This window comes from Microbacterium meiriae (assembly GCF_040685015.1).
GTDB classification, from domain to species: Bacteria; Actinomycetota; Actinomycetes; order Actinomycetales; family Microbacteriaceae; genus Microbacterium; species Microbacterium meiriae.
In genome coordinates, this window is sequence record NZ_JBFBHD010000001.1 from 1,185,853 (window position 1) to 1,212,149 (window position 26,297).

Consider the following 26,297-nt stretch of genomic DNA (forward strand, 5'->3'; position numbering starts at 1 on the left):
TGCGAGGATGACGGGATGAGGCAGGGAGCGGTCGGCACGGTGCGGCTCGTCTCGCACGGCGGGCGGCGGCTGGTCGAGAAGCGCCTCTCCGATCCGGCGCGGCACCTCAACGAAGTGCGGGCCCTTCGCGGGCTCGTCGGCTCCGGGCTCCCGGTGCCCGAGGTGGTCGAGGAGCGGCAGGGCGTGATCCTCATGACCGCACTCCCCGGTGGCCGTCTCGACGACGCCGACGCCGACGTCCGGATCGCGGATCTCCGGGCGTCGGCACCCCTGCTCCGCGCCCTGCACCGGCTCGACCCGCCGGACGATCTGCTTCCCGCGCCGGACGACGCGGCCATCATCGAGCGGTATCGCGCCGCCGAGGCGCCACGCCTCCCCCTGCTCATCCCACCCTCGTCCGGAAGCGTCTTCTGTCACGGCGACTGGACGGACGGCAACCTGCTCGCGCAGCACGGACGCATCTCCGGGATCGTGGACTGGGAGGCCGCACACCGCGGCGATCCGCTGCGGGAGCTGGCGCGAGCCGCGTGGGGAGCCGCGCGGAAGGATCCGCGCTCGGAGCGGGCGCTCATCGACGGGTACGGTGCGGATCCCGCGCGCGTCCGTGCGTGGTACCCCGTGCACGCCGCCGAGTTGTGGCTGTGGTTCGCGGAAGCCGGCCCTCCGGAGTACCTCGCCGCGCTCACCGCGGACCTGGAGAGGTGGTCGGCCTGACACCTCACCCGGTGATTCCCGGTCCATCCCCTCGATGATCGGCAGCGGCGTGGCTACACTGGCCGCACAGGGGGAGGGAGTGTCCGCATGATCAACGAACTCGATGAGCAGCAGTCCTACGAGTTGCTGGCGACCACCACGGTGGGCCGGATCGGATTCGTCGACGACGGCCTGGTGCAGATCCATCCGGTGAACTTCGTCGTCTCGGGGCACGAGCTGCTCCTGCGCACCTCACCGGACGGCCACCTGGCGGCGCTGTCCCGCGAGGCGGCCACGGTCTCCTTCGAGGTCGACTACCACGATCCGATCGGCGGCCTGGGGTGGAGTGTGCTGATGCACGGGGTCCTGTCGCCGGTTCCGGAGGATCAGGCGGCCGGGGCGGCGGCGCGGGTGCACCCGTGGGCCGGAGACGACCGTGATCTCCCGCTGTCGTTCCGCATCGAGCGCATCACCGGACGCAGCGTCCGCCGCGACCCCCGCACCAGCGGGGTCTGAACGCGCCCGCCGTCCCGTTCAGGAGGCGAAGGCGAGACCCGCGGCGAGCGCGAATCCGAGGACGGTCGCCAGCCCCGTGGACTCCTTCGCCTTCGACTGCGCCTCCGGGACCATCGAATCCACCAGCATGACGAGCAGCGCGCCCGCGGCGAATCCGCTCGCCCCGGAGCGGAAGACCTCGCCGGTCACGCTCGCCAGGGCGAACCCGGCGACGGTGGCCGCCGCGCACACCACGGCGACCCCGGCCCACAGCAGCAGCACCCTGCTCCGCCGCATGCCGCCGTCGAGCAGGTCGGCGGCGGAGCCGATGGACTCCGGGAGGTTCGAGACGAGGATGGCGACGACGAGCGCGATGCTCACCGGCTCCCCCGAGGCGAGACCGATGCCGAGCACGAGCTGCTCCGGGATCCCGTCGAGGAGCGCCCCCACTGCGAGCTGGCCTCCCCCGGCCTCGCCCTTCTTCCTGGCGGCTCTGGCGTCGAGGATGCGGGCGGCGATGTAGTAGCTGAGGGCTCCGAGCGCGACGCCGGTGACGAGGGGGATCGGACCACCGCGGTCGAGCCCCTCCTCCCAGAGCTCGAATGCGATGGAGGCCATCAGGGCTCCGGCGCCGAAGCCCAGCACGATGCCCAGCCACCGCGGCGGCCACGTGCGCAGCATCGCGAGCACCGCGCCGACGAACAGCGGAGCCGCCGCGACGGCTCCCCACAGAATCGCTCCACCCATGCGCCCATCTTCCCGCCGACCCACCCCTTTCTGCGCGAGCCACCCCTCTGCGTGCGTCCGAAAGGGGCCGGAACACACGAATGGGGGTGGGTCGCGCGCCGATAGACTGGGAGCCATGTCCAAGGTCCTCCAGTCCCTGCCCGTCGGCGAGCGCGTCGGCATCGCCTTCTCCGGAGGACTCGACACCTCCGTCGCCGTCGCGTGGATGCGCGACAAGGGCGCCGTGCCGTTCACCTACACGGGCGACCTCGGCCAGTACGACGAGGACGACATCGCCTCCATCCCCGGCCGCGCGCTGGAGTACGGCGCCGAGGCCTCTCGTCTCATCGACTGCAAGACGGCGCTCGTCGAAGAGGGCTTCGTCGCGCTCTCCTGCGGCGCCTTCCACATCCGCTCCGGCGGCAAGACCTACTTCAACACCACTCCCCTCGGCCGCGCGGTCACCGGCACGCTGCTCGTGCGTGCGATGCGCGAGGACGGCGTCGACATCTGGGGCGACGGCTCGACCTACAAGGGCAACGACATCGAGCGCTTCTACCGCTACGGCCTGCTCGCCAACCCCCGCCTGCGCATCTACAAGCCCTGGCTCGACGCGGACTTCGTCACCGAGCTCGGCGGTCGCCAGGAGATGAGCGAGTGGCTCGTCGCGCACGGCTTCCCGTACCGCGACTCGGCCGAGAAGGCGTACTCGACGGACGCCAACATCTGGGGCGCGACCCACGAGGCGAAGACGCTCGAGCACCTCGACGTCTCGCTGGAGACCGTCGACCCGATCATGGGCGTGAAGTTCTGGGACCCGTCCGTCGCCATCGAGACAGAGGACGTCTCGGTGACGTTCGAGGGCGGCCGTCCGGTCGCGATCAACGGCGTCGAGTTCAGCGACCCGGTGGCCCTGGTGCAGGAGGCGAACGCGATCGGCGGTCGCCACGGCCTCGGCATGAGCGACCAGATCGAGAACCGCATCATCGAGGCGAAGTCCCGCGGCATCTACGAGGCCCCGGCCATGGCGCTGCTCTTCATCGCGTACGAGCGCCTCGTCAACGGCATCCTCAACGAGGACACCCTCGCGACCTACCACGAGCAGGGCCGGCGCCTCGGTCGCCTCATGTACGAGGGACGCTGGCTCGAGCCGCAGTCGCTCATGCTCCGCGAGTCCATCCAGCGCTGGGTCGGCTCGACGATCTCGGGCACCGTGACGATCCGCCTGCGCCGCGGCGACGACTGGACGATCCTCGACACGGTCTCCCCGAACCTGTCGTACGGGCCGGAGAAGCTGTCGATGGAGCGCGTCGGCGACGCCGCGTTCGGGCCGGTGGACCGGATCGGCCAGCTCACGATGCGCAACCTCGACATCGCCGACTCCCGCGCGCGCCTGGAGCAGTACGCGGGCCTCGGCCTCGTCGGCGGCGCGACCGGCGAGCTCGTCGGCCGCGTGACCGCCGGCGAGTCCGCCGAGATCACCGAGTCCGTGCACGGCTCGATCTCGGAGGCTGACGAGAACCTCGCCGACGCTGTCGACACGGCCTCCGAGCGCGCGGCCTTCGACTCCGGCACCGACTGAGAGCACGGGGCGCCGCGGGCGACCGTGCACCCGCCCCCGTGATCAGGACGCCGCGGCGAGCGGATGCGCCGGCGCCACGGCGCGGTCGACGATCCCCGGCAGCACGTCGTCGAACAGCGCGATGAGGGCGGTGCGCATCGCCGCCGCGTCGCGTCCCGGCAGCACGACGGCGATCCGTACGACCGCGGCGCGCACGTCCGACCAGTCGAAGACACTCCCCGCGCGACGGGCGACGCACGCGAGAAGCGTCCCCAGGCTCCCGACGAGCTCGGCCCGCTCCGCGTTGCCCTCGATCCACGCGAAGGCGACCGCGAGAGCGCGCAGGCCGTCGCCGAACGCGGAGCCGTCCCGCCACCGCACCGCCAGTGCCACGTCCTCGACGAGCTCGTCCAGGTAGTCGAGGTCGTCCGCGTGGAGCACTGCCATCGTGCGTCGGACGGAGCCGATCCAGACGTCGCCGAACAGGGCCACCACGTCGCGCGCGCGGTCGCCGTCGAAGGCGGTCACCCACCGGGTGCCGTCGCGGCGCACCGCGATGAGTCCGACAGCGGCGAGGCCGTCCAGGGCACGGAGGACATCCGCCGGCGCGGCACCGAGGGCGGCTGCGAGCCCCCGCTCGTCCACCCGCGTGCCCGGCGCGAGCGCCCCCGAGACGATCGCATCCGTCAGCCTGCCCTGCAGGCCGCCGTGCCGATCCCCTCCCGCCGATGTCCCGCTCACCGCGCGTGCATCATCCTTCTTCTCGATCATGGCGTCCCCCCGCCGTTGCATGGACCGATCCCGCCGGAGCCCCGGTCCGGACCGGTCTCTCCACTGAGAATGCGCCGAAGCGCGACGCGTAACATAACACGACCTTCCCCGGAGGAGCCTCGGCGCCCTGCCTCGCGGTCGGTACGCTGCGAGGTTGCTGAGTTATCTTGCACAGTGCTGTGCATGTTATTACCATGGAGGGATGACCACTCGCGCCCTCCGTCGCGACGCTGCAGAGAACCGCGCCGGCATCCTGTCCGCGGCTCGCAGCGCCCTTGCCTCCGACCCGCACGCCTCCCTCGACGCGATCGCCCGGACCGCCGGCCTGTCGCGCCGCACCCTCTACGGACACTTCGAGGATCGGGACACCCTGATCCGCGAACTCGTCTCCACCGGCGCCCAGCGCTTCAATGCCATCGCCGCCTCCATCGACGACCCCGACGCCCGCCTCGCCCTCGCCCGACTGGCCGCCCGGCTCTGGGAGGAGGCGGCGCACATCCAGGTCGCCGCCGCGCTCGCCCTCGACGAGGCGCACGTCGAGCACACCGCCGCTGCCCTCGCGCCGTTGCGCCGGAGCGTCGCCGCCCTCGTGCGGAGGGGACAGGAGGACGGCAGCTTCCGCACGGATCTCGCCGCCCCCACGCTCGCCCGACTGATCGAGGAGATGGCGCGCACGGTCGTCTCCCGCACCGACGCGCAGAGCAGTGGCGCCGGAGACGTCGCCGTCCGGGCCGTGCTCAGCATCGCGGGACTCTCCTGGCGCGAGGCGGACGAGCTGCTCTCCTCTCACCCGGACATCACCGCCGACGACCAGGAGGTCCGCGCATGAGGATCACACTGCACGATGTCAGCAAGGGTCGCGCCGGACAGGCTCTTCCCTCCATGAGCCTCGAGTTCCACTCGGGCGCGGTCCGCTACGCGCTCGCGGAGACCGAGCAGCGGCCGACCGTGCTCGGCCTCATCGCGAGCGGGCGGATGCGCCCGGACACGGGCCGCGTCACCATCGATGCGGCGGCGAGCCCGAAGGAACTGCGTCGCCGGGTCGCGCTCGTGGACGCGCCGGACGTCAGCGACCCGCATCCGGACATCACCCTCGCCGGGGTGGTCGGTGAGGAGCTGATGTTCGCCGGGCGCGGTGCGACCCCGCTCCACGCCCGACGCTGGCTCGGCCGGGTGGGATACCAGGAGCTCGCCTCCGTCCCCATCGGCTCGGTCGACCCGGCCGCCCGCGTGCGCATCCTGTGCGAGCTCGCCGTGCTCCGCGAGGGCGTCGAGGGCATCGTCCTCGTCGCCCCGGATCGCCACGGCGGCAGCCCGGACGGATGGTGGCGCATCGCGGCCGAGTTCGCGGACCGCGGGTACGCGATGCTCGTGATCGTCGGCGGTTCCGCCGCCGTCGCCCTCGAGCGCATGCACGAGTTCGACGCGATCAACGCGTCCGGTCCCGTCGAGCCGCTGGTCCTCGAGCGTCCCGACGACGAGGCCGTGACCGACGACGAGGCCGTGACCGACGACGAACCGCTGACCGAAGACGAACCGCTGACCGAAGACGAAGTACCGTCCGAGGACGAAGTACCGTCCGAGGACGACGCCCCGTCCGACGAGGAAGGAGAAGCGCGATGAAGGTCCCCGCCATGATCGCCGCCGAACTCCGCCGCCTGACCGCGAGCCGGATGGGCATCCTCGCCCTCGTGGCCCTCATCTGCGTGCCGATCCTCTACGGCGGCCTCTACCTCTGGGCGAACCAGGATCCGTACGCGAAGTTCTCCGAGGTCCCCGTGGCCCTGGTGGTCGACGACGAGGGTGCTCCCGCCCCCACGACCGGCACCGAACCGGCGAGCGACGAGACGGTCAACTACGGGGAGGACGTGGCGGAGAACCTGATCGAGGGGAACGCGTTCGACTGGCAGCGCATGACCGAGGACGAAGCCGCCGACGCCCTGCGCCACGGCGCGGTCGACTTCACCGTGACGATCCCGGCCGACTTCTCCACCGCCCTCACCTCCGCGGCGGGCGACGACCCGCACCAGGCCAGGATCGAGCTGGAGACCAACGACGCGAACAACTACCTCGCGTCGTCGATGGGATCGCAGGCAGTCGAGAAGATCCGCAGCTCCGTCGCCGAGATGGTCGGCAGCGAGGCCGCGGAGCGACTGCTGACCGGCCTCAGCGACGTGCGCGACAACCTGGTCTCCGCGACCGACGGCGCCACGCAGCTCGTCGACGGCGCGCGCAGCGCCGCCTCCGGGAGTACGACGCTCGCCGACGGGACGGCGAAGCTCGCCGACGGCTCCGCGCAGCTCGCCTCCGGGGCCCGGACGCTCGCCGACGGCGCGCAGCAGGTGAGCGCGGGCAACCGCCAGCTCGCCGACGTCGCCGACCGGGCCGGAGCCGCGGTGCAGGAGGCGACGGACGCGCTGCCGCAGGTGCGCTCGGACATCGCCGACCTCCTGACGGAGCAGGGACTCGCGCCCGAGGAGATCGACGAGGTGCTCGCCCGCCTGGATCCGCTCGGAACCCGGATCGAGGAGGGCAACGCGCAGGTGCAGGACGCCGTCGGCAAGGTCGACCAGCTCGCCGCCGGTTCCGCCTCACTGGCATCGGGGGCGAGCGAGCTCGCCGGCGGCGCCGGCACCCTCGCGACGGGCGCAGCCGCGGCGAACTCGGGCGCGGCCCAGCTCCGCGATGGCCTGAAGACACTGTCCTCCGGGACCGCGGAGCTGCGGGACGGGCTCGCCGACGGTGTGCAGGCGATCCCCGCCTCCACCCCCGACCTGCGCTCCCTGCAGGCCGACACGATCGCGGACCCGGTGAAGGTCTCCAGCGACAAGGTCGCCTCCGCGGAGGACTACGGCGCCGGCCTCGCCCCGTTCTTCGCCGCCCTCTCCGCGTGGATCGGCATCTACGCGCTGTTCCTCATCGTGAAGCCGATCTCCCGCCGGGCCGTCACGGCGCTGCACTCCCCGATCCGGATCACGCTCGCGGGCTGGCTGACGCCGGCGATGCTCGGCGCGGTGCAGATGCTCGGGCTCATGGGGATCCTGGCACTCACGCTCGGCTTCACGTTCGATCATCCGCTCGGCACGCTCGGGGTGATGATGTTCGCCTCGGCCACGTTCGCCGCGATCATCCTCGCCCTCAACGTCTGGCTCGGGTCCGTGGGGCAGTTCCTCGGCCTCGTGCTCATGGTGCTCCAGCTCGTCACAGCGGGCGGGACGTTCCCCTGGCAGACACTGCCCGCTCCCCTCGCCGCGCTGCACCACGTGCTGCCCCTCGGCTACGTCGTCGATGCCATGCGCCAGCTCATGTACGGCGGGGACTACGCGAGAGCTGGCTGGGACCTGGCTGTGCTGGGCGCCTGGCTCGTCGGGGCCCTGCTGCTGGCGATGATCGGTGTCACCCGCATGACGCACCGCCGCACGCTGCGCGATCTGCAGCCCAGCCTCATCGGCTGACCCCCCCCGCTCGCCGCGGACCATCCCGCGGCGAGCGCGGGGCGGCTATGATGCGAGAGCGCGTACCCGTGAAACGCGCACTGGGGCTCGGTGGGACTGAGTCTCACCTGGCTACCCGAAAGAGTTCTCGACGATGATGACCGATTCGACGGCGTCCGCCGTTTCCCCGCGCCCCTCCCTCGGCGCTCGCATCGGACGCATCGCGTTCCTCGTGGTCGCCGCCCTCGTGGTGGTGGCCGTCGCGGGCGCGTTCTTCGTGACCTGGACGATCCAGCGCTCCTTCCCGCAGACCTCCGGCTCGACGACGCTCGAGGGGCTGAAAGCGGAGGTCACCGTGCAGCGCGACGCCAGCGGGGTGCCCACGATCACCGCCGACTCCTCGGACGACCTCTTCTTCGCCGAAGGCTTCGTGCACGCGCAGGACCGGTTCTTCGAGATGGACTTCCGCCGTCACGTCACCTCCGGCCGAGTCGCCGAGCTGTTCGGCGCCTCCCAGGCCGGCACCGACGCGTTCCTGCGCACGCTGGGCTGGCGCACGACCGCCGAGGCCGAGGTCGAGGCGATGGACGACGTCACCCGCGGCTACTACGAGGCCTACGCGGACGGCGTCAACGCCTACCTGTCCTCCCGCTCGGGCGCGGAGCTCTCCCTCGAGTACGCGGTCCTCGGGCTGCAGAACCCCGACTACGAGCCGGAGCCGTGGGAACCCGCGGACTCGGTGGCGTGGCTGAAGGCGATGGCCTGGGATCTCCGCACCAACGTCGAGGACGAGACCGAGCGGGCACTCCTCGCGGGGCAGCTCGCCGAGGACCCGGAGGTCGATGTGGAGGCTCTGCTCGGCACGCTCTATCCGGACTACCCGTTCGACCGGAACCCCGTGATCGTGCCCACCATCTCCACGGTCCCGCCGCTGGAGACCGGCGCCGAGCCCGCCGCCTTCACCGTGCCCGAGGGCGACGGCGAGGCACAGCAGGCGCTCACGACCGTGGAGTGGGAGGAGACCTCGTCCGTCATCGAGGCGGCGAGCGTGCTCGTCGGCGACGTCGGCGAGGGGATCGGCTCCAACTCCTGGGTCGTCTCCGGCGACCTCACCGCATCCGGGATGCCGCTGCTGGCCAACGACCCGCACCTCGGCGCCTCGCTCCCGTCGGTCTGGTACCAGGTGCAGCTGAAGTGCTCGACGGTGGACGAGGACTGCCCGTTCGACGTCGGCGGGTTCTCCTTCTCGGGGCTTCCGGGCATCGTCATCGGACACAACCAGCGCGTGGCGTGGGGCTTCACGAACCTCACCACCGACGTCACCGACCTGTACGTCGAGCGCATCGAGGGCGACTCCTACTGGCGCGACGGCGAGCTCGTGCCGCTGGAGGAGAGCACGGAGACCATCGAGGTCGCCGGCGGGGACGACATCGAGCTCACCATCCGCTCCACCGTGCACGGACCGATCATCTCCGGCCTCACGGATGACTTCACCGGCATCGCGGACGACCCGACGCCAGGGCTCACCGCGGAGGGCGCCGTTCCGGCCGCTCCCGGCTCGGATGCCGCCGAGTACGCGGTGAGCCTGCGGTGGACTGCGCTCGACCCCGGCACCACCGCGACGGCGATCTTCGCGCTGTCGACCGCCCAGGACTTCGAGGACTTCCGCCGCGCGGCCTCCCTGTTCGACGTCCCGGCGCAGAACCTCATCTACGCCGACGTCGACGGCAACATCGGCTACCAGACCCCCGGCCGGCTCCCGATCCGCGGTGCCGGCGACGGCTGGATGCCGCAGCCCGGGTGGGACAGCAGCTACGACTGGACCGGGTACATCCCGTTCGAGGAGCTGCCGGTGTCGTACAACCCCAGCTCCGGATACATCGTCACGGCCAACAACGCCATCGTGACCGACGACTACGAGCACTTCCTCTCCCGAGACTGGGACCAGGGATACCGCGCCGCCCGCATCGCCCACCTCATCGAGCGCCGGGCCGCGGCCGGGCCCCTGACGGCCGACGACATGCGGGACATCCAGATGGACGGCGAGATGTGGATCGGCACGCAGCTCGTCGCCGCGATGAAGGACATCGAGGTCGAGGGAGCGGGTCCGCAGCAGGCCGTCGAGCTGCTCCGCGGCTGGGACGCGCAGAACAGCGCCTCGTCGGCGGGCGCCGCGTACGCGAACGTGCTCTGGTCGAACCTCGTGCAGAACATCTTCGCCGAGCGCGAGCAGCCGCTGCCGATCGACGGTCAGGGCCGGCTGTTCACCGTCGTCGGAGCGATGCTGGAGAACCCGGCGGACCCGCTGTGGAGCAACCCCCAGCTCGATGTCGAGGGCCGGGACGAGATGCTCGCATTGTCGGCCGAAGAGGCGTACGACGAGCTGTCCGCGCTTCAGGGCACGGACGTCGCGCGGTGGAACTGGGGCGATCTGCATGCCCTCACCCTCACGAGCGACACGTTCGGCTCGTCAGGCATCGGCCCGATCGAGGCCCTCTTCAACCGTGGTCCGTATCCGGTCGGCGGCGGCGCCTCCGTGGTAGATGCGACCGGGTGGCAGCTCGGCGTCTCGTACGCCACAACCACCGTGCCCTCCATGCGGATGGTCGTCGATCTCGCCGACTTCGACGACTCGACGTGGATCCACCTCACCGGAGCCTCAGGGCACGCCTTCCACGAGCACTACGTCGATCAGACCACGGACTGGTCGACGGGGGTGCAGCGGTCGTGGGCGTTCACACCGAAGGCCGTCAAGGCGGCAGCGGTCGACACCCTGACGCTCACGCCCGCCGGCTGAGAGGAGCGTGGAGGGTGCTCGGCTAGCGTGGACAGGTGCCCACCAGCTACCTCGCCCCGAAGGGGACGCCGGCCACCCTCCTGGAGTTCGAGCACGGAGGAGCGACCCTGATCGCCGAGACCTTCGGCGACGGACCGCCCACCTACCTCCTGCTGCACGGCATCGGCATGGGGCGCAGCGTCTACCTCGACCTCACCCAGCGACTGCAGGGGCGGGTGATCGCGCTCGACCTCCCCGGCTTCGGCGAGGCGCCTGAGCCCACACGCACCCTGACCATGCAGCGGCACGCCGACCTGGTGGCCGCCTACCTCCGGCACGTCGACGCGGACCCGGTGGTGGTGATCGGGCACTCGATGGGGAGTCAGATCGCCGCGGAGCTCGCCGCCCGGCATCCCACCCTCGTCGCCGGAGTCGTGCTGGCGGGTCCGACCGTCGACAAGGCCGCCCGGAACGTGGGCGCCCAGGCGCGATACCTGCTGCAGGACCTCGTGGGCGAACGACCGCTCGTCATCTGGCGCGGTGCCCGGGAGTACCTTCGCGGCGGCCCGCATCTGATCCGCAAGATGCGCGCGACCATCGTGCACAAGCCCGAGAAGGCCTTCGTGCGCATCCAGCGCCCGGTGCTGGTGCTGCGCGGGGAAGACGACCCGCTGGCGCCGATGAGCTGGTGCCAGGTCATCCTCGACGCGATCCCCGGCGCGGAGCTCGCCGTCATCCCCGACCACGGCCACGGCACCCTCATCAGCGACTCGGAGCCCGCCGCCCGCCTGATCGAGGCCTTCGCCGCCCGCACCTGACCCTTCGAATCGCTGCCCGCGCCCCTCGGGTCCGTCGACCGTTCATAACTCAGGAGATCGCGGCGCGTTGGGGCGGTTCGGCGGCCGAGGCAGGCTGCGGCTGCCCTTTCTCCTGAGTTGTGAACGGCGCGCGCCGACGAGCCGGGGCCCGAGCGCCGCGATAACCTCCCGCAGCGCCTCTCGCGTGCCTGCGGGGTCGGAGAGGATGTCAGCGGCGAGCGGCCGGATCGTGACATAGCCGAGACGAGCGGCCGCCATGTCCCGCGCACGATCCCGCTGCTGCTTCGCCCATCCCTCGTGAAAGGCGCGGCTGTCGCACTCGACGATCAGTCATCCATCGACGACGACGTCGACTCGACCCACGCCGGGGATGTGGACCTGTGTCTCGAATGAGGCACCGAGCGACCGGAGGAGGAGCCGCACGAAGGTCTCCGGCCCCGACTCGGATGACGCGTCGGCCAGGGCGAGCACCGCGCCGAACCGCGGCGGCAGCCGAGCGAAGATCGCGCGCAGTTCGTCCATCGTGATGAGGCGCTGATGAAGGAGGCTGTCCAGGGTGGCCACCGACGCCCGAGGCGACTGGCATCGGACGGCATGCCGTACGGCCGCATCCAGGGACGTGACGTGCAGCGCACTCGCTGCGCCGTCCTCTGCCCAGTGCACCCTGTGAGCCTCCGCGTCTCGACGCCCCAACCGCGAGCGATGGGGCTCGACCTGCACGTGCACACCGTGGGCCGCGAGCACGAACACCCCGAGCAGCTGAAGAAGGGAGACGCAGGTGACGCGACCTCCGATGCGCACGGCCTCCGCGACGACAGGATCCACATCCGGGCGGGCGTATCGGTCCCGGCGCAGTCGCAGAAGCCGCCCGCTCCGCACCAGGGCGGTCAGCTCGCGCCCCCTCAGCCCGGCGGAGCGAAGATTCGCTCGAGTGAAGACCGTGGAGTCGAAGACCTCTGTTGCGCGCTGGGGTCCGGAGTGGGCGATCACATCCCGGAGGATGCCCGGCGCGACACGGCGGGACGGGGAATGAGGCCGGATGTGGAGTGGCCGCTCCGGATCGCGAGGCGGTGGAGGAGAAGTGGGGGCCGCGCACGGCGTTCACAATTCAGGAGAATCCGTCCCCCATCCGACCTGAGCGCACGCGCGGCCCGATGACGCCGCGGATCTCCTGAGTTGTGAACCGACAACGGGCGGAACCGGCTACGTCGGCGGCGAGGCGGTCAGCCGGCGGCGGGAGGGGTCTGCTTCGACTCGGCGAGCTCGTCGACGACGAGCCCCCGCTGCTCGATGGTGCCGTTGCGGTAGGCCTGGCGACCGACCATGTGCGCGGACAGGGGGGCGGTCGCGAACTGCATGAGTACCACGGGCGCCACGAGCACGAGACCGAACAGCACGCCGCCGATCGACCGCTGCGACAGAGCGATCGCGACGCAGATCAGCAGCAGCCCGAGCACCTGGGGCTTCGTTGCGGCGTGCAGTCGCGTCGGCACATCGCGGAAGTGCAGGAGCCCCACGGAGGCGGAGAGGCAGAGGATCGCCCCGAGCAGGATGAGGACGAGCACCGCCACATCGACGACGGCATCCGGGATCATCAGACCGAACACGTTCATGGTGTCGTGTTGTCCCTTCTCGCGACGAACCGGGCGACCGCGATCGACCCGAACACGCCGACCGCCGCGATGATGAGGAGCACGGGGATGTTGCGGGTGTGGCCGTTGATGGCCATCTCGGCGCCGAGCACGCACATGACCTCGGTCAGCAGCACGTCGGCAGCGACGGCGCGGTCGAGGATCGAGGGGCCGCGGACGATGCGGATCACGGCGAGGATCGCAGCCACGGCGAACACGGCGAGGATGATGAGGAGCAGGGTGTTCATCGGGCACCGCCGATCGTCGCGGGGTCGATGCGGCCGGCGCGCTCGTCGGCCTTGAGCGCACGGTACTGGGTCGGGTTGCCGAGCGCCCGGACGATGCGCTTCTCCCAGCCGAGGACGCCCTGCCGCTGCGTCTCGACGTCCTCCTTGCTGCGCACGCCGATCACGTGCAGATAGAGGATCCCGCGGTCGCGGTCGGCCTCGACGACGAGGGAGCCCGGGATGAGCGACGACACGACGGCGACGTGGGTCATGACGAGGTCGTCGGCGTAGCGGAGGGGTACCGCGACGATGGCGGTACCCGGCTGGCGGCGGAAGTCGAACACCTGCGCCGTCACGGAGAGCGCGCCGCGGAGGATCGCGAACAGGAACTGCACGACGAACAGGGCCCCGTACCAGAGGTTGACGCGCCCCGAGAGCTCGACCGTGGGGAGGCGGAACACCCGCGTCACGAAGATCGCCACCACGAGTCCCGTGAGGAAGGACAGCACCGTGAACTGGGCCCACAGCAGCATCCACAGCACGATCAGCCAGGCGAGGAACGGCAGCTGCATGCCGATGTCCCGCCAGACGCGCTTGGTCTCGGGCCTCATCCCTCCACCTCGTCTTCCAGCTGTACGAGGTTGACCGGCTGCAGCAGGCCCGCCCCGATACGGTCGCACAGAGCGTACAGCGGTCCGGCGAAGATCGTCAGGGCCAGTGTGACGGTGACCATGCCGGCGGTGGCCATGGTCATGATCCTCGGGATGTGCCGGCGCTCCTGCTGCTCATCCGCGGCGGGGGCTCCGGTGAGGTAGGAGATGCGGCCCTCGGTCTCGGTCGAGTCCTCCTCCTCGCGCCAGAAGGCGAGGTTCCAGGCGCGCATGAGCGCATACAGGGTGAGCAGCGAGGTGATGATGCCGCCGAAGATGAGCACGATCATCAGCGGCGTGCCCACGGAGGCCGCGGCCTCGAACAGGGCGAACTTGCCGATGAACCCGGAGAACGGGGGTAGACCGCCCAGGTTGATGGCGGGGATGAAGTACAGCAGCGCGATGACGGGGGCGATCTTCAGCAGGCCCTTGACCCGCAGGATCGACGTGCTGCCCGCCCGACGTTCGATGAGTCCCACCGCGAGGAACAGGGTGGTCTGCACGACGATGTGGTGGACGATGTAGTACACGGTCGCGCCGATGGCTGCCGGGGTCGCGATCGCCAGACCGAAGATCATGTAGCCGACGTGGCTGACGAGCGTGAACGACAGGATCCGCTTGAGCTCGGCCTGCGCGACGGCGCCGAGGACACCGACGACCATGGTCGCCAGCGCGATGATGAGCAGCAGGGTGTCGATGCTGTTCGAGGCGAACAGCTGCGTCTCGGTCCGGATCAGCGCGTACACGCCGACCTTGGTCAGCAGGCCGGCGAACACGGCGGTGACCGGCGCGGGGGCCGTCGGGTAGGAGTCGGGCAGCCAGAACGACACGGGGAAGATCGCGGCCTTGATCCCGAAGGCGACCACGAGCATGAGGTGCAGGACGAGCTGCGTGTCCTGTGGGAGCTCCGACATGCGCTCGGCGATCTGGGCCATGTTCACCGTGCCGAGGGCACCGTAGATCATCGCGATCGACGCGAGGAACAGGATCGACGACACGAGCGAGACGACGATGTAGACCGCCCCGGTGCGGATGCGGGACTCGGTGCCCCCCAGGGTGATGAGCACGTACGAGGCGACCAGGAGGATCTCGAACCCGACGTACAGGTTGAACAGGTCGCCGGCGATGAAGGCGTTGAAGATGCCGGCGGCGAGGATCAGGTACGAGGGGTTGAAGATCGAGATCGGGGTCTCGTCCGCCCCGTCGGCCACACCCTGGCCGATGGAGAAGAGGAGGACCGCGAGCAGCACGATGCTGGAGACGAGCACCAGCAGGGCGGCGAGGCGGTCGACGTAGAGGACGATGCCGAAGGGCACCGGCCACCCGCCCACGGAGACCGCGAGCGGGGAGCCTGCGTCGACGACGACGAGCAGCACGGCCGCGATGACGGACACGACCGCGAGCGTGGCGACCGTGACGAACACCTGCAGGCGCGCGTTGCGACCGAAGACGAGGGTGATCGCGGCACCGAGGAGCGGCAGGGCGACGAGGAGGGGGACGAGCGTGGTCATGGCCTGCCCTCCCCGTCTGTCGTGTCGTCGTCCCGGTCCGCGTCGGCCTCGTCCGCGCCGTCGGGTTCCGGCTCCGGCTCGGGCACGTACGGCGCGTCGTACGGCGCGTCATCGTGGATCGCCGGGTTGTCGCGCATGTGCAGGACGGTGATGGGCGCGGTCTGCACGCCCACGAAGTCGGTCGTGGCGTCGTCGTCGTCCGTCTCGGACTCGTCGTCCATGAGGTCTTCGTCTTCGTCGGTGCGCTCCCGCAGCGCGATGTCGGCCTCGTCGTCCTCGACCGTGTCCGCCTGACCGAGCTGCCAGGAGCGGTAGATGAGCGCCAGCAGGAAGGCCGAGACGGCGAACGTGATGACGATCGCGGTGAGCGTCAGCGCCTGGGGCAGCGGGTCGCTCAGGTCGCCCTCCGTGCCGAAGAACGGTGCGTTCCCCGGTACGCCCATGACGATGAGCAGGAGCAGGTTCGTGGCGTTCCCGAGCAGGAGGAAGCCGATGAGGACGCGGGTGAGGCTGCGCTCCAGCATCGCGTAGACGCCGCAGGCGAAGAGCACGGCCATGATCGCGATGAGGGCGAGCGAGACGTCCATCAGCCGTTCCCCCCGGTCCTCGAGGAGAAGTCGACGGCGGTGCTCTCACCGGGGCGGAGCGCCGCCTGCCGGTCGACCTCGGCGCCGAGGCTGCGGAGCACGTCGAGGACGAGTCCGATCACGACGAGGTAGACGCCGATGTCGAAGATGGTCGAGGTGACGAACTCCATGTGTCCGATACCGGGGATCTCCCACTCCCAGAAGGTGCTGGTGAGCGGCGCCATGCCGAAGAACAGCGGCACGACGGCGGTGCCCACGGCGAGGATGAGGCCCGCGCCGAGGAGTCTTCCGGCATCGGTCGGCGCGGCGGCACCCAGCTCCCAGCGGCCTCCCGCGATGTAGCGCATCACGAGGGCCATGCCCGCGACGAGCCCGCCCGCGAAGCCGCCGCCGGGGAGGTTGTGCCCGGCGAAGAGCAGGAAGATCGACACCACGATGATCGTGTGGAACAGGATCCGGACGATCACCTCGAGCAGGATCGACCGGTTCTCCGGCTTCATCTTCTGGCCGCCGACGAGCCAGGCGCGCGGTGCCGAGCGGTTCTCCGCGGTCTGGAAGCGCACGCCGTCCGTGGTCTCCACGAGCGGCCGGCTCCGTGCCGACTTCCGCACCGAGCGGGGCAGGGTCTTCGTGGCGGCGAGCAGGTCGGCGCGGTGGGTCACGAACACGAGAGAGGCGACACCGGTCGCGGCGAGCACGAGCACGGACAGCTCGCCCATCGTGTCCCAACCGCGGAGGTCGACCAGCGCCACGTTCACGACGTTCTTGCCGTGGCCGATCTCGTACGCGATCTCCGGGAAGATCGCCGAGATGGGGTCGGCCACGCGGGACTGGGTCGCGACGACGGCGACGAACGCCATGGTCAGGCCGACGCCGATCCCGAGCAGGGCGCGCGGGATGCGGCTGACGGAGGCGTTGTGCTCGCCCATCCGCGCAGGAAGGCGGCGCAGCACCAGGGCGAAGGTCACCATCGTCACCGTCTCGACGAGGATCTGGGTGAGCGCGAGGTCCGGTGCTCCGCTGGTCGCGAAGAGGACGACCATGCCCAGGCCCGTGACGGAGGCGAGCACGACGCCGGTGTAGCGCTTGCGGGCACGCACGGCCACGACGCCGGCGACGGCCATGATCGGGGCCACGGCGAGCTGAGCCGGCGTGTGCCAGAGCGAGAGCTGATAGCGGTCGATGTCGCTCGCCACCAGCGCGGTGACCTCGGCGGCGACGAAGACGACGAAGATCGTCCCCACGTAGACGGGCAGCGAACCCCGCTGGGTGAGCGTGGTGCTCAGCACCGAGAGCCGGTCGATGCCGCGCATCACCACGTAGTAGGCGTCGGCGGCCGTGAACGGCAGCAGTCGCGGGCGACGGTCCCACCCGGTCCGGCGGGTGAGGAGGAAGAGGCCGATGCCGAGCAGGATCGACAGGATCGAGATGCCGAGAGCGGGTTCGAGGCCGTGCCAGAGCGCGAGGTGTCCCGGACCCTCGACGGCCGCGCCCTCGTGGTCGAGTCCGGGGGTGGCGGTCAGCGCATAGGGCTGCAGGGCGACGTCGAGCGCGGGGGCGCCGATGCCCGCGGCGAGCGTCACCCCGGCGAGGATGATCGGTGCCGAGAGGAAGCCGACCGGCGGATCGGGCCAGACCGTGTCGGGCTGCCGCTGTCCGTCGGCGTCGCGCTTGGTCCAGAACGCGCCCCAGAGGAAGCGGACACCATATGCCGCGGTGAGCATGGATCCGAGCGCGACGCCGATCAGGGCGACCAGGCCCCACACGGAGCCGCCCAGCGCATCATCCAGCAGCGCCGTGAGCGTCGACTCCTTCGCCACGAATCCGATGGTGGGAGCCACCCCGGCCATCGAGGCCACGGCGATGAACGCGGCCGTGGCCATGACCGGCGCCTGCCGGCCGACGCCGGAGAGTTCGGTCACGTCACGGGTGGAGAGCTGGCGGTCGATGACGCCGACGATGAGGAACAGCGCCGACTTGAACAGCGCGTGCCCGATCACCAGCGCGATGCCGGCGAGGGCGGCCGCCTGCGTGCCGTAGCCGACGACGACCGCGAAGAAACCGAGCTGGCTCACCGTGCCGAACGCGAGCACACGCTTGAGGTCGGTCTCCCGCAGCGCCTGGATGCCCCCGAGGAGCATCGTGAGGATGCCGAGTGTGAGCACGATCGGCCGCCACGTCGGGCTGAACGCGAAGATGGGTGCGAAGCGGGCGATGAGGTAGATGCCGGCCTTCACCATGGCCGCGGCGTGCAGGTAGGCGCTGACCGGCGTCGGGGCCGCCATGGCGCCCGGGAGCCAGAAGTGGAAGGGGAAGAGCGCCGATTTGCTGATGGCGCCGATCAGGAGCATGACGATCGCCGCATCGACGATCGGACCGGTCGGCGCGATCGCGAGGATCTCCCGGATGCTCGATGTCCCCGCGTCGACGACGAGGAGCACGACGCCGACGAACATGACGAGTCCGCCGAGCGTGGTCACCAGGAGCGCCTGGAGCGCGGCACGTCGGCTGGCGGCGCGGCGTCGGTAGTGGCCGATGAGGAGGTAGGAGAGGATGCTCGTGGCCTCCCAGAACATCACGAGCATCACGAGGTCGTCGGTGAGGACGAGACCGTACATCGCGCCGGCGAAGGCGAGGAGCACGCCCGCGAACTGCCCGATGCCGGCCGCCTCGTCGTGGAAGTACCAGCGGCAGTAGAGCAGCACGAGCGCGCCGACGCCGGTGACGATGAGCGTGAGCACCCACCCGAGGACGTCCATGTTCATGGACAGGTTCAGCCCGAGCTGCGGGATCCACGGCACCGAGACGAACGGGACCGGGCCGTCGAGCACCTGCGGCGTGAGCACGAGGGCATGCACGAACGCGGCGGCCGGGACGAGGGCGGCGACGGCGAAAGCCTGAGCTCCCAACCAGCGCACCAGAACGGGCATCAAGAGCGACCCGAGAAGGAACACTGCGAGGAGCATCAGCATATACGCGGCTCCTCGGGGCTCGTCGGCCGTACGGCTCAGGCGGGCGGTGTCCGTCCAGTTTACCGGGCCGAGGCGCCTGTCGGCTCCGCGAGCTTCGAGATCGCGTGTCAGAGTGGTCGTATGCGGCGGGTCCGGGGGCGGGAGCTGGCGGGGTGGGCGGCCGCGCTGGGACTCGCGCTGATCGTCGTCGGATACCTGGCGTCGTCACCCCGGTCGACGCTGATGTTCGACGACGGGGACTCGCTGATCGTGGCTCTGGTCGCCCGATCGATCCTGGACGGCGGCGGGGGCGACTGGGCGATGTCCAGTGTGCTCTTCCTTCCTGAGATCGCGGTGTTCACGGCCCTCGACGCCGTGCTGCCCTTCGACGTGGACGGCGTGCTGGCGGCCAACGCGGTGGTGAACGTGCTCGCGCTCTACGGGGCGATCCGCCTCGCCGCCGGTCGGCGCGTCGAGGGTCGGGCACCGGTCGCCTGGTCGGTCGCGGCCCTCGCGACGTTCTGTCTCCTCATCCTCACCGAGTCGTCGACGTCGCGCGACGCGCTCGAGCTCGCGTCGCTGATGCTGACGACCACGTACTACTCGGCCACGGTCGTGGGCGTGCTCCTCGCCGTGGCTCTGTGTCGGCGCGTCGTCGACGACACCTCTGGAGGCGTGACGCCGGCGATCGCCCTCGGTGCGGTCGCGGCGGTCGCGACCATGAGCAATCCGCTGTTCGCCGCATGGGCCACGGTGCCGCTCTCCCTGATCCTCGGCGCTGTCTCCCTCGCTGCGCCCCCAGTCCGGCGTCACGCGCCGGCCCTGATCGGGGCCCTGGTCGGGGGCAGCGCTCTGGGCTTCCTCGGTCGCATTCCGTTCTCGGCATGGATCGCGAACTCCGGCGCGGGCTACGTGCAGCCCTCGGAGTGGGCCCACGCCGTCGAGTACTACGCGGGACTCGCGATCGAGCGCCTGTCCACCCCCGGCGGCGTGCTGGCCGCGGTCGTCATCCTGACGCTGACGGTGCTCGCGGTCGTGCGGACGGCGCACGCGTCGGACAGCGGCATCCGCCTCGTGGCGATGGCAGCCTGGGTCCTCCCGCTCTTCGTGATCGTCGGCGGCATCGCGGCGGGAACCCACGCGGCCCGGTACCTGCAGCCGCTCGTGTTCGCCCCGATCCTCGCCCTCGTCGCACTCCCGCGCGTCCGGATGCCGCGAGCCGCGGTGACTCGCGTCGTCCCCACCGTCGTCGCCATCGCCCTCCTCGTCGGCAGCGCGGCGGCCGTGCCGCGCATCGTGCAGGCGGCGAGCGCGCCCGACCGCGATCTCGCCTGCGTGACCGACTGGGTGGACGCGTCGGGGCGCACCGGTGCGGGACAGTTCTGGACGATCCGACTGCCCAAGCTGCACGCGTCGGATCCCGCCCGGCTCGTGCAGGTCGACCACGAGCTGCACGGCTACGCCTGGCTCGTCGATCGTCGGGACTTCGCCGTGGGTGCGGTGTCGTTCCTCGTCGAGGACACGCAGACCGTGCCGTGGAACCTGCGGACCACCGCGGAGCCCACCGCCCTCGTCGAGTGCGGGCGGTACCGCATCCTCGACTACGCGCCGGCGACGCTTCCCCTCGGGCCCGCGCGTTCGTGACCGGTGCGCGCTGTCAGCGCGAGGGGGGCGGTGCGGTCGTCGTGCCGGCGCGGAACACGCAGTGCAGGTCCTGGGTCACGCCCGGCTCCCCGCGCAGCATCCGGGCGACCTGCTCCCCGGCGGCCCTGCCCTTCTCCACCGCGGGCTGCACGCTCGTGGTGAGGGTGAGATCGCCGAGGCCGTCGAGCGGGATCCCGTCGAACCCGGCGACCGAGAGGTCTTCGGGGACACGGAGTCCGAGCTCCTCCGCGGCGCGGATCACACCGACGGCGAGCAGGTCGCTCTGCGCGAGCACGGCGGTCGGCCGGGTGGCGGGATCGGCCAGCAGCATCCGCCCGACGAGGATGCCCTCGTCGATGAGGCTTCCGGAGGCCGAGATCGCCGGGGCGTCGGGGAAGATCTCACGCATCCCGGCGAGACGGTCGACCGTCACGTCGACGGTCGCGTTCGCCAACCGCTCCGGAGTGATGAGGGTGCGCTCGCGCTCCGCGTCCAGCGAGAGGGTGACGAGCGCGACGTCCTGATGACCGAGGTCGCGCACGTGACGGGCGATGTCCGCGGAGGCGGCGACGTTGTCCAGCGTGATGCGCGGCACATCGAGCCCCGCATCGCCCTCGATGACGACGACCGGGAGACCGCGTCCGAGCACGATCTCCAGGGACGCGCGGGTGCGCCCGGAGCATCCGATGAGCACCACGGCGTCGACGGGAGCGCTCGCTATGGCAGAGCCGTCCTCGCCCGGCTCGTCGCGCATGAGGAGGATCCCGGCGCTGAGGTCGGCCAGGCCGTCGGTGAGGCCGTCCATCATCGCGGTCGTGACCGGATCGAGGAACGCCGCGCGCAGATGTCCCTCCAGGACCACCGCCACGATGCCGCTGCGCCCCCGCCGGAGGGAGGCGGCGCGGGGATCGGGGCCGGTGTAGCCGAGGTCGGTCGCGGCGGCGAGCACCCGGTCCCGGGTGGCGGGTGCGACCTTGGCCTTGCCGCTGAAGACGACGGACGCGGTCGAGGTGGCGACCCCCGCCTCGCGAGCCACATCGGCGATCGTGGGCCGTCGCGGCGTCTCCCTGGTCATACTCCGAGGATAGCCCGGTTCCGTCATCGAAGGTCGAATCGATTCGATAGGCTGTCCGCCATGGACACCGCCCTCACCCGCTCGCAGTTCGTGCGCTGGCGCACCGCGATCTTCGCCATCTTCCTCGCCAGCGGCCTCTCGATCGCGACCTGGGCCTCCCGCGTGCCGGGGATCAAGGAGGCGCTCGACCTCGACAACGCGCAGGTCGGCCTCATCCTGCTCGGCATGGGCGTCGCGTCCATCCTCGGCATCTCCACCAGCCCCGCGGTGATGGCGCGGACCGGCGCGCGACGCGGCATGCTCCTGGCGATGCTCACGTTCGCGACCGGCATCGCGCTCGTCGGCCTCGGCGCCACCGTCTTCGGGTCGGTGCCTGTCGTGCTCATCGGCATGGTGCTCTTCGGTTTCGGCAACGGCTGCGTCGACGTGATGATGAACGTCGAGGCCACCGCCATCGAACAGCAGATGGGCCGCACCATCCTGCCGGTCTTCCACGCGTTCTTCAGCTTCGGCACCGTGCTCGGCGCCGGCATCGGCGCCCTCGCCGCGGCCCTCAAGGTCGACGTCGGCACGCACGCCGTCTCGATGGGCGTCCTCATCGCCGCGATCGCCGTCGTCTGCTTCTTCCAGGTGCCGGTGCGCGAGGCCGCGCTCGACCCCGAGGACCACGAGAAGCCCCCGTTCCGTCAGCGGATGCACACCGCCCTCGAGGCCTGGCGCGAACCGCGCACCTACCTGCTGGGAACCGTCATGCTCGGCATGTCCTTCGCGGAGGGCGGGGCCAACGACTGGATCGCCCTGGGCACCGAGCAGGGGCACGGGTTCGCGGAGGGAACGGGGGCCGTCGCCCTGGCGGTGTTCTCCGTCGGGATGACGGTGGTGCGCCTCTTCGGTGGACCGCTGGTCGACCGGTTCGGCCGGGTGCTGGTGCTGCGCATCCTGGCCGCGACGGCCGCCACCGGAATCCTGCTGTTCATCCTCGCGCCCACACTGCCGCTGGTCCTCGTCGGCGCAGCCCTGTGGGGCATCGGCGCGTCGCTCGGCTTCCCCCTCGGCATGTCGGCGGCGGCGGACGACCCGGCCAAGGCCGCCGCACGGGTGAGTGCGGCGGCGACGATCGGCTACGTGGCGTTCCTCGGCGGCCCTCCCGTGCTCGGCGTCATCAGCGAGCACATCGGGCTGCTCAACACGCTCTTCATCCTCGTCGCGCTCGTGGTGCTCTCCGGCCTGTTCTCCGGCGCCGCCCGGCCGCTCCGCACGGAGGAGAAGGCTCCGGCGGTTCCGACCACCGAGCGCTGACCTCAGTCCCCGACACCGCGCACCAACGCGGCCGCGTGTGACCGGCTACGCGCCCCGAGCTTGTCCGCGTTGGGGCCGTATTCCAGTTCTGTATCTGCTTCATATTGGTGACGAAGCGCGTCCTTTCAGGGGCTCAAGAGGCTGTCCCCCGAATGGTGGACAGACAGTGCCCTTGGGGGCTGCTTACCGTGGCTCCGCGCCAGCCTTCGCGTTGGCGCCAGAAAGGAATGCGATGTTGCGAAGGAAGCTGGGGATTGTTGGCGCTCTCACGGCGGTTGCTGCGCTTGCGGTGCCGATGGTCTCACCGGCCTATGGGGCGGGTGACTCAGTGGATGACGCTGAAGTGGTGGCTGCGACGATCGAAGCCGCTGCGCCATCGACGGAGTTGTCCAGCCCGGGCGAGGTTGTTGCTGGTCAGCTTGTGACGACTGTTGGTGATGTTGAGTCTTCCGTGCCGCTGTCATCAGAAGATGAGGTCATCGTGACAAGGGCAACCGCGGACGGAGAGCAGGCGGCGAGTATCGCGCTTCCTGACGAGCTTCCGGTTGATGCTGGTGTTGTTGCTGCCGACGGGACCGTCGTATATGCCGCCGATGACGGCTCGAATGATGCTGTCACCGTTCAGACGCTCGAAGACGGGTCTACACGTGTTCAAACGGTGATCGGAAGCGCGGATAGTGCTCGCGAGTTCGGCTACCGGATGGACGGGTATCAGCCCTATCAATCCGATACCGGGGAAGTGATCTTCATCGACGGTCAGAATGACGCGGTCCCGGTGGCGGCTCCTTGGGCTACTGATGCGGACGGGCGTGCCGTCCCCACTCGGTACGAGGTCCGCGGGGACGAGCTGTTTCAGGTGGTCTTTCCTGTGGCGCAGGCGAATCTTGCGCAGGGGGAGAATCCCAAGACTTGTCTGTTCTTCACTGCTGCCCCGATCCCCGGCGTAATCTGGAGGGTCAAGTGTTGAACGGAGAACCGCTGATGGTGAACGAACCGATCATCTATCTCCTCACCGTTCTTCTCGGAGCGAGCGTGGGTATCAGTTTCGCGTCGACCGCGGTGGGACCGTTTCGCTGGCTGGGTCGGGTGGCGGGGCTCCTGGTCCTGAGCGTTGTCGTCATCGCTGGCTTCATCATCGGCGCGCGGGCTGTGTGGATCGGGCCCATCTTCGTGCTCGCGCTGTTCGTTACGAACGTGATGGTAGGGGCTTCCCTACGGCGAGACGACCCCGTGTTCCTCGCCCAGTCGTACTGGCGGCGTGTCCTCCTTGTGAGTAGGGGCTACAAGAGCGAGCCGAGCGCCGCTGCGGGAGAACCTGACCGTTCCAACGCTCAGATTTAGGTGGTCATAGCTCAGCGCCACGTTGCTTCCACGCGATAGACCCCGTGGGTGCCGCCCTGTGGGCATCGGCGCCTCGCTGCTCTTCATCCTCGTCGCGCTCGTGGTGCTCTCCGGCCTGTTCTCCGGCGCCGCCCGGCCGCTCCGCACGGAGGAGAAGGCTCCAGCGGTTCCGACCACCGAGCGCTGACCTCAGTCCTCGACACCGCGCACCAACGCGGCCGCGTGTGACCGGCTACGCGCCCCGAGCTTGGTGAGCACGTTCGACACGTGGGTCTTCACGGTCGGCACCGAGATCTTCAGGCGCGCGGCGAGCTGGGCGTTCGACCACCCCTGCAGGATCCCGTCGAGGACGTCCCGCTCCCGCGGCGTCAGTTCCGGGAGCACGAACGTCGTCATCGGCGGCGGCTCCGAGGCGGACGCCGCCACCGCGGCGAGCGCACGCCGGGTGACCCGCGGGTCCAGCGCCCCCTCTCCGGCAGCGACAGCACGCACGGCCTGGACGAGGGTCGGCGCGTCGACGGTCTTCAGAAGGAAGCCGACGGCCCCGGCGCGGATCGCCGCGAGCACGAGCTCATCCTCGTCGAAGCTCGTCAGCACGAGGACATCTCCCAGTCCGCGCTCCACGATCTCGCGGGTGGCCGAGACCCCGTCACGTCCCGGCATGCGCAGGTCCATGAGGACCACGTCCGGCCGGAGCGCCGCCGCGTTGCGGACCGCGACCTCCCCGTCGGCCGCCTCGCCCACCACGGCGATGTCGTGCGTCTCCAGCATGATGCGCAGGCCCGCCCTGATCGCGCCGTGGTCGTCGGCGAGCAGCACGGTCGGCGCGGTCATGCCCGCACCTCCACCGGCAGTCGTGCCTCGACCAGCCAGCCGTCGGGCTCCGGTCCGGCCCGGAACGTCCCGCCCAGGGCGGTGATGCGCTCCCGCAGCATCTGCAGCCCCCACCCGTCGCCGCCCTGCCCGGCGGTCGCAGTCGGCGCCCCGCCTCGCGACCGCACCGCGACGCTGGCCGCCCCGTCGGCCGGGCCGATCGTGACCTCGACCACCGCCCCGTTGGCATGGCGGACGCAGTTTCCCAGCGCCTCGCGCACCACCCGCACCACCGCCTGCTCCCCGCCCCCGCCGAGCGCGCCCGGATCGTCGACGGCGAGCCGCACGTCCAGCCCCGAGCGCCGGGCCTCGGCGGCGAGGCGGTCGAGGTCGGCCCACCCCGGCGTCGGAGCGAGCGCGCCGTCGCCGCGGCGCAGCACCCCGATCATCGTGCGCAGGGCTCCGTGCGCGTCCAGCCCGGCATCCCGCACGGCCTGCAGCGCGGCACGGTGGTCGGACCGGTCCGGCGGAGCAGCGAGCGCCGCCTCGGCCCGGATGGCCATCGCCATCACGTGCCCCGCCACCACGTCGTGCAACTCCCTGGCCATGGTCTCCCGCTCGCGCTGCACCGCCTGCACCCGGTCTTTGGCGGCGGTCGCCGCGGCGTCTTCCGCCCGCTGACGGTGCAGCTCGGCCAGCTCGTGCGCCTGCGACACCGCCACCGCCCACCAGTAGTCGGTGCCGAAGATCGCTCCGAACTGCACGCCGAACAGCAGCGCGACCGGTGGTTCTGCCCCCGAGAAGAGCAGGGCGGCGAGGAAGAGCGCGATGGTCGCCGTGCCCAGCAGCACCAGCAGCACGCGGCGCCCACGCGGGCCGGCGAGGAAGGCCGCCGTCCACAGCACGTCCAGCAGCACCACCAGCGTCCCGACGCCGCCGACGGTGACAAGGTCGGCGACGAAGAGCACGGTGACGAGGGCCAGCACGGTCCACGGGTGCCGACGCTTGCCGAGGGCCAGAGCGCAGGCCGGGATGGCGAGCACCAGCGCCCACCACGGCGAGACGTCCTCGGGCAGCAGCGAGAAGGGGCCCCAGATCCCGTGGAACCCGAGAGCAGCCATGATCGTCGCGAGGACGGCCATGCCGACGGGGTCCACCCACCATCGGTGCCGCCGGTACCAGGCGGCGGGCCCTCCGTCGGCCGGATCGTGCATGCCCTCATGCAACCACGGCCCGCACTCCGTCGCATCCGACCAAAGGATGAGGGGGTCTGAACGACCCCGACTTTCGCCCG

Annotated in this window: 25 protein-coding genes; 13 read left to right on the forward strand and 12 right to left on the reverse strand. The window is 70.7% G+C overall.

Going from position 1 to position 26,297, the window contains the following annotated elements; translation table 11 throughout:
- Positions 1–15 precede the first annotated feature (15 nt).
- Together AB0N68_RS05780 and AB0N68_RS05785 are read left to right on the forward strand one after the other, a co-directional pair.
- Positions 16–714 (forward strand): phosphotransferase family protein, encoded by a 699-nt coding sequence (locus AB0N68_RS05780; protein WP_280565860.1) that lies wholly within the window; start codon positions 16–18, stop codon positions 712–714.
- An 87-nt stretch (positions 715–801) separates the two neighbouring features.
- Positions 802–1,209 carry a pyridoxamine 5'-phosphate oxidase family protein gene (locus AB0N68_RS05785; RefSeq protein ID WP_187662849.1) on the forward strand — a complete coding sequence of 136 codons (408 nt, stop codon included), beginning with the start codon at positions 802–804 and terminating at the stop codon, positions 1,207–1,209.
- 18 nt (positions 1,210–1,227) lie between these two features.
- Here the strand turns inward: AB0N68_RS05785 and AB0N68_RS05790 are convergent, their stop codons facing one another.
- Entirely contained in the window at positions 1,228–1,935 is a 708-nt protein-coding gene (locus tag AB0N68_RS05790; RefSeq protein WP_187662848.1) for a ZIP family metal transporter, read from the reverse strand.
- Between the two features lie 115 nt (positions 1,936–2,050).
- On the opposite strand from AB0N68_RS05790, the gene argG reads away from it, so the two are divergent.
- Positions 2,051–3,496 carry an argininosuccinate synthase gene (gene argG, locus AB0N68_RS05795; RefSeq protein WP_025105204.1) on the forward strand — a complete coding sequence of 482 codons (1,446 nt, stop codon included), beginning with the start codon at positions 2,051–2,053 and terminating at the stop codon, positions 3,494–3,496.
- Between the two features lie 42 nt (positions 3,497–3,538).
- On the opposite strand, the gene AB0N68_RS05800 is transcribed toward argG, so the two are convergent.
- Positions 3,539–4,246, reverse strand: coding sequence for a GntR family transcriptional regulator (locus AB0N68_RS05800; RefSeq protein ID WP_280565857.1), 708 nt, complete (start codon positions 4,244–4,246; stop codon positions 3,539–3,541).
- A 202-nt stretch (positions 4,247–4,448) separates the two neighbouring features.
- Here AB0N68_RS05800 and AB0N68_RS05805 point away from each other — a divergent pair, with 202 nt between their 5' ends.
- From AB0N68_RS05805 to AB0N68_RS05825, 5 genes are all read left to right on the forward strand, one after another.
- Positions 4,449–5,075 carry a TetR/AcrR family transcriptional regulator gene (locus tag AB0N68_RS05805; protein WP_187662845.1) on the forward strand — a complete coding sequence of 209 codons (627 nt, stop codon included), beginning with the start codon at positions 4,449–4,451 and terminating at the stop codon, positions 5,073–5,075.
- Positions 5,072–5,869 (forward strand): hypothetical protein, encoded by a 798-nt coding sequence (locus AB0N68_RS05810; protein WP_280565854.1) that lies wholly within the window; start codon positions 5,072–5,074, stop codon positions 5,867–5,869. The genes AB0N68_RS05805 and AB0N68_RS05810 overlap by 4 nt, the downstream gene beginning before the upstream one ends.
- Entirely contained in the window at positions 5,866–7,701 is a 1,836-nt protein-coding gene (locus AB0N68_RS05815) for a YhgE/Pip family protein (RefSeq protein ID WP_187662843.1), read from the forward strand. The genes AB0N68_RS05810 and AB0N68_RS05815 overlap by 4 nt, the downstream gene beginning before the upstream one ends.
- A 136-nt stretch (positions 7,702–7,837) precedes the next feature.
- The gene (locus AB0N68_RS05820; protein WP_396654791.1) at positions 7,838–10,477 is read left to right on the forward strand and encodes a penicillin acylase family protein; all 2,640 of its coding nucleotides are present in this window, start codon (positions 7,838–7,840) and stop codon (positions 10,475–10,477) included.
- A 35-nt stretch (positions 10,478–10,512) separates the two neighbouring features.
- On the forward strand, positions 10,513–11,274 hold the full coding sequence (locus AB0N68_RS05825) for an alpha/beta fold hydrolase (RefSeq protein ID WP_259954130.1): 762 nt from the start codon (positions 10,513–10,515) through the stop codon (positions 11,272–11,274).
- A gap of 330 nt (positions 11,275–11,604) precedes the next feature.
- Here the strand turns inward: AB0N68_RS05825 and AB0N68_RS05830 are convergent, their stop codons facing one another.
- The 7 genes from AB0N68_RS05830 to AB0N68_RS05860 all read right to left on the reverse strand — a co-directional run bounded on the left by AB0N68_RS05830 (position 11,605) and on the right by AB0N68_RS05860 (position 18,852).
- Positions 11,605–12,099 (reverse strand): hypothetical protein, encoded by a 495-nt coding sequence (locus AB0N68_RS05830; RefSeq protein WP_280565849.1) that lies wholly within the window; start codon positions 12,097–12,099, stop codon positions 11,605–11,607.
- A 398-nt stretch (positions 12,100–12,497) separates the two neighbouring features.
- Positions 12,498–12,887 (reverse strand): monovalent cation/H(+) antiporter subunit G, encoded by a 390-nt coding sequence (mnhG, locus tag AB0N68_RS05835; RefSeq protein WP_071328007.1) that lies wholly within the window; start codon positions 12,885–12,887, stop codon positions 12,498–12,500.
- Positions 12,884–13,153, reverse strand: a complete 270-nt coding sequence (locus AB0N68_RS05840) for an MrpF/PhaF family protein (protein ID WP_187662839.1) — start codon at positions 13,151–13,153, stop codon at positions 12,884–12,886. Before AB0N68_RS05840 ends, mnhG begins: the two co-directional genes overlap by 4 nt.
- Positions 13,150–13,743 carry a Na+/H+ antiporter subunit E gene (locus AB0N68_RS05845; protein ID WP_292797088.1) on the reverse strand — a complete coding sequence of 198 codons (594 nt, stop codon included), beginning with the start codon at positions 13,741–13,743 and terminating at the stop codon, positions 13,150–13,152. Before AB0N68_RS05845 ends, AB0N68_RS05840 begins: the two co-directional genes overlap by 4 nt.
- Positions 13,740–15,293 (reverse strand): Na+/H+ antiporter subunit D, encoded by a 1,554-nt coding sequence (locus tag AB0N68_RS05850; protein WP_259954137.1) that lies wholly within the window; start codon positions 15,291–15,293, stop codon positions 13,740–13,742. The genes AB0N68_RS05845 and AB0N68_RS05850 overlap by 4 nt, the downstream gene beginning before the upstream one ends.
- Positions 15,290–15,880 carry a Na(+)/H(+) antiporter subunit C gene (locus AB0N68_RS05855; RefSeq protein ID WP_232089137.1) on the reverse strand — a complete coding sequence of 197 codons (591 nt, stop codon included), beginning with the start codon at positions 15,878–15,880 and terminating at the stop codon, positions 15,290–15,292. Before AB0N68_RS05855 ends, AB0N68_RS05850 begins: the two co-directional genes overlap by 4 nt.
- Positions 15,880–18,852 carry a Na+/H+ antiporter subunit A gene (locus AB0N68_RS05860; RefSeq protein ID WP_187662836.1) on the reverse strand — a complete coding sequence of 991 codons (2,973 nt, stop codon included), beginning with the start codon at positions 18,850–18,852 and terminating at the stop codon, positions 15,880–15,882. The genes AB0N68_RS05855 and AB0N68_RS05860 overlap by 1 nt, the downstream gene beginning before the upstream one ends.
- Before the next feature lie 120 nt (positions 18,853–18,972).
- Between AB0N68_RS05860 and AB0N68_RS05865 the strand changes: the two genes are divergently transcribed.
- Positions 18,973–20,475, forward strand: a complete 1,503-nt coding sequence (locus AB0N68_RS05865; RefSeq protein WP_292797093.1) for a hypothetical protein — start codon at positions 18,973–18,975, stop codon at positions 20,473–20,475.
- Between the two features lie 13 nt (positions 20,476–20,488).
- Here the strand turns inward: AB0N68_RS05865 and AB0N68_RS05870 are convergent, their stop codons facing one another.
- The gene (locus tag AB0N68_RS05870) at positions 20,489–21,550 is read right to left on the reverse strand and encodes a LacI family DNA-binding transcriptional regulator (RefSeq protein WP_259954141.1); all 1,062 of its coding nucleotides are present in this window, start codon (positions 21,548–21,550) and stop codon (positions 20,489–20,491) included.
- A gap of 60 nt (positions 21,551–21,610) precedes the next feature.
- Here AB0N68_RS05870 and AB0N68_RS05875 point away from each other — a divergent pair, with 60 nt between their 5' ends.
- The 4 genes from AB0N68_RS05875 to AB0N68_RS05890 all read left to right on the forward strand — a co-directional run bounded on the left by AB0N68_RS05875 (position 21,611) and on the right by AB0N68_RS05890 (position 24,377).
- Positions 21,611–22,849, forward strand: coding sequence for an MFS transporter (locus tag AB0N68_RS05875; RefSeq protein ID WP_259954142.1), 1,239 nt, complete (start codon positions 21,611–21,613; stop codon positions 22,847–22,849).
- Positions 22,850–23,177: 328 nt separating this feature from the next.
- A complete protein-coding gene (locus tag AB0N68_RS05880; RefSeq protein WP_280565836.1) occupies positions 23,178–23,816 on the forward strand; it encodes a hypothetical protein in 639 nt (212 codons plus the stop codon).
- A 14-nt stretch (positions 23,817–23,830) separates the two neighbouring features.
- Positions 23,831–24,190, forward strand: coding sequence for a hypothetical protein (locus AB0N68_RS05885; protein WP_280565835.1), 360 nt, complete (start codon positions 23,831–23,833; stop codon positions 24,188–24,190).
- A gap of 58 nt (positions 24,191–24,248) precedes the next feature.
- Positions 24,249–24,377 carry a hypothetical protein gene (locus AB0N68_RS05890; RefSeq protein ID WP_269474808.1) on the forward strand — a complete coding sequence of 43 codons (129 nt, stop codon included), beginning with the start codon at positions 24,249–24,251 and terminating at the stop codon, positions 24,375–24,377.
- Between the two features lie 2 nt (positions 24,378–24,379).
- On the opposite strand, the gene AB0N68_RS05895 is transcribed toward AB0N68_RS05890, so the two are convergent.
- Both AB0N68_RS05895 and AB0N68_RS05900 read right to left on the reverse strand, forming a co-directional pair.
- Positions 24,380–25,024, reverse strand: a complete 645-nt coding sequence (locus tag AB0N68_RS05895; protein ID WP_187662830.1) for a response regulator — start codon at positions 25,022–25,024, stop codon at positions 24,380–24,382.
- Positions 25,021–26,217: a sensor histidine kinase gene (locus tag AB0N68_RS05900; RefSeq protein ID WP_259954144.1), complete on the reverse strand. Its 1,197-nt coding sequence runs from the start codon at positions 26,215–26,217 to the stop codon at positions 25,021–25,023. The genes AB0N68_RS05895 and AB0N68_RS05900 overlap by 4 nt, the downstream gene beginning before the upstream one ends.
- Positions 26,218–26,297: the final 80 nt, after the last annotated feature.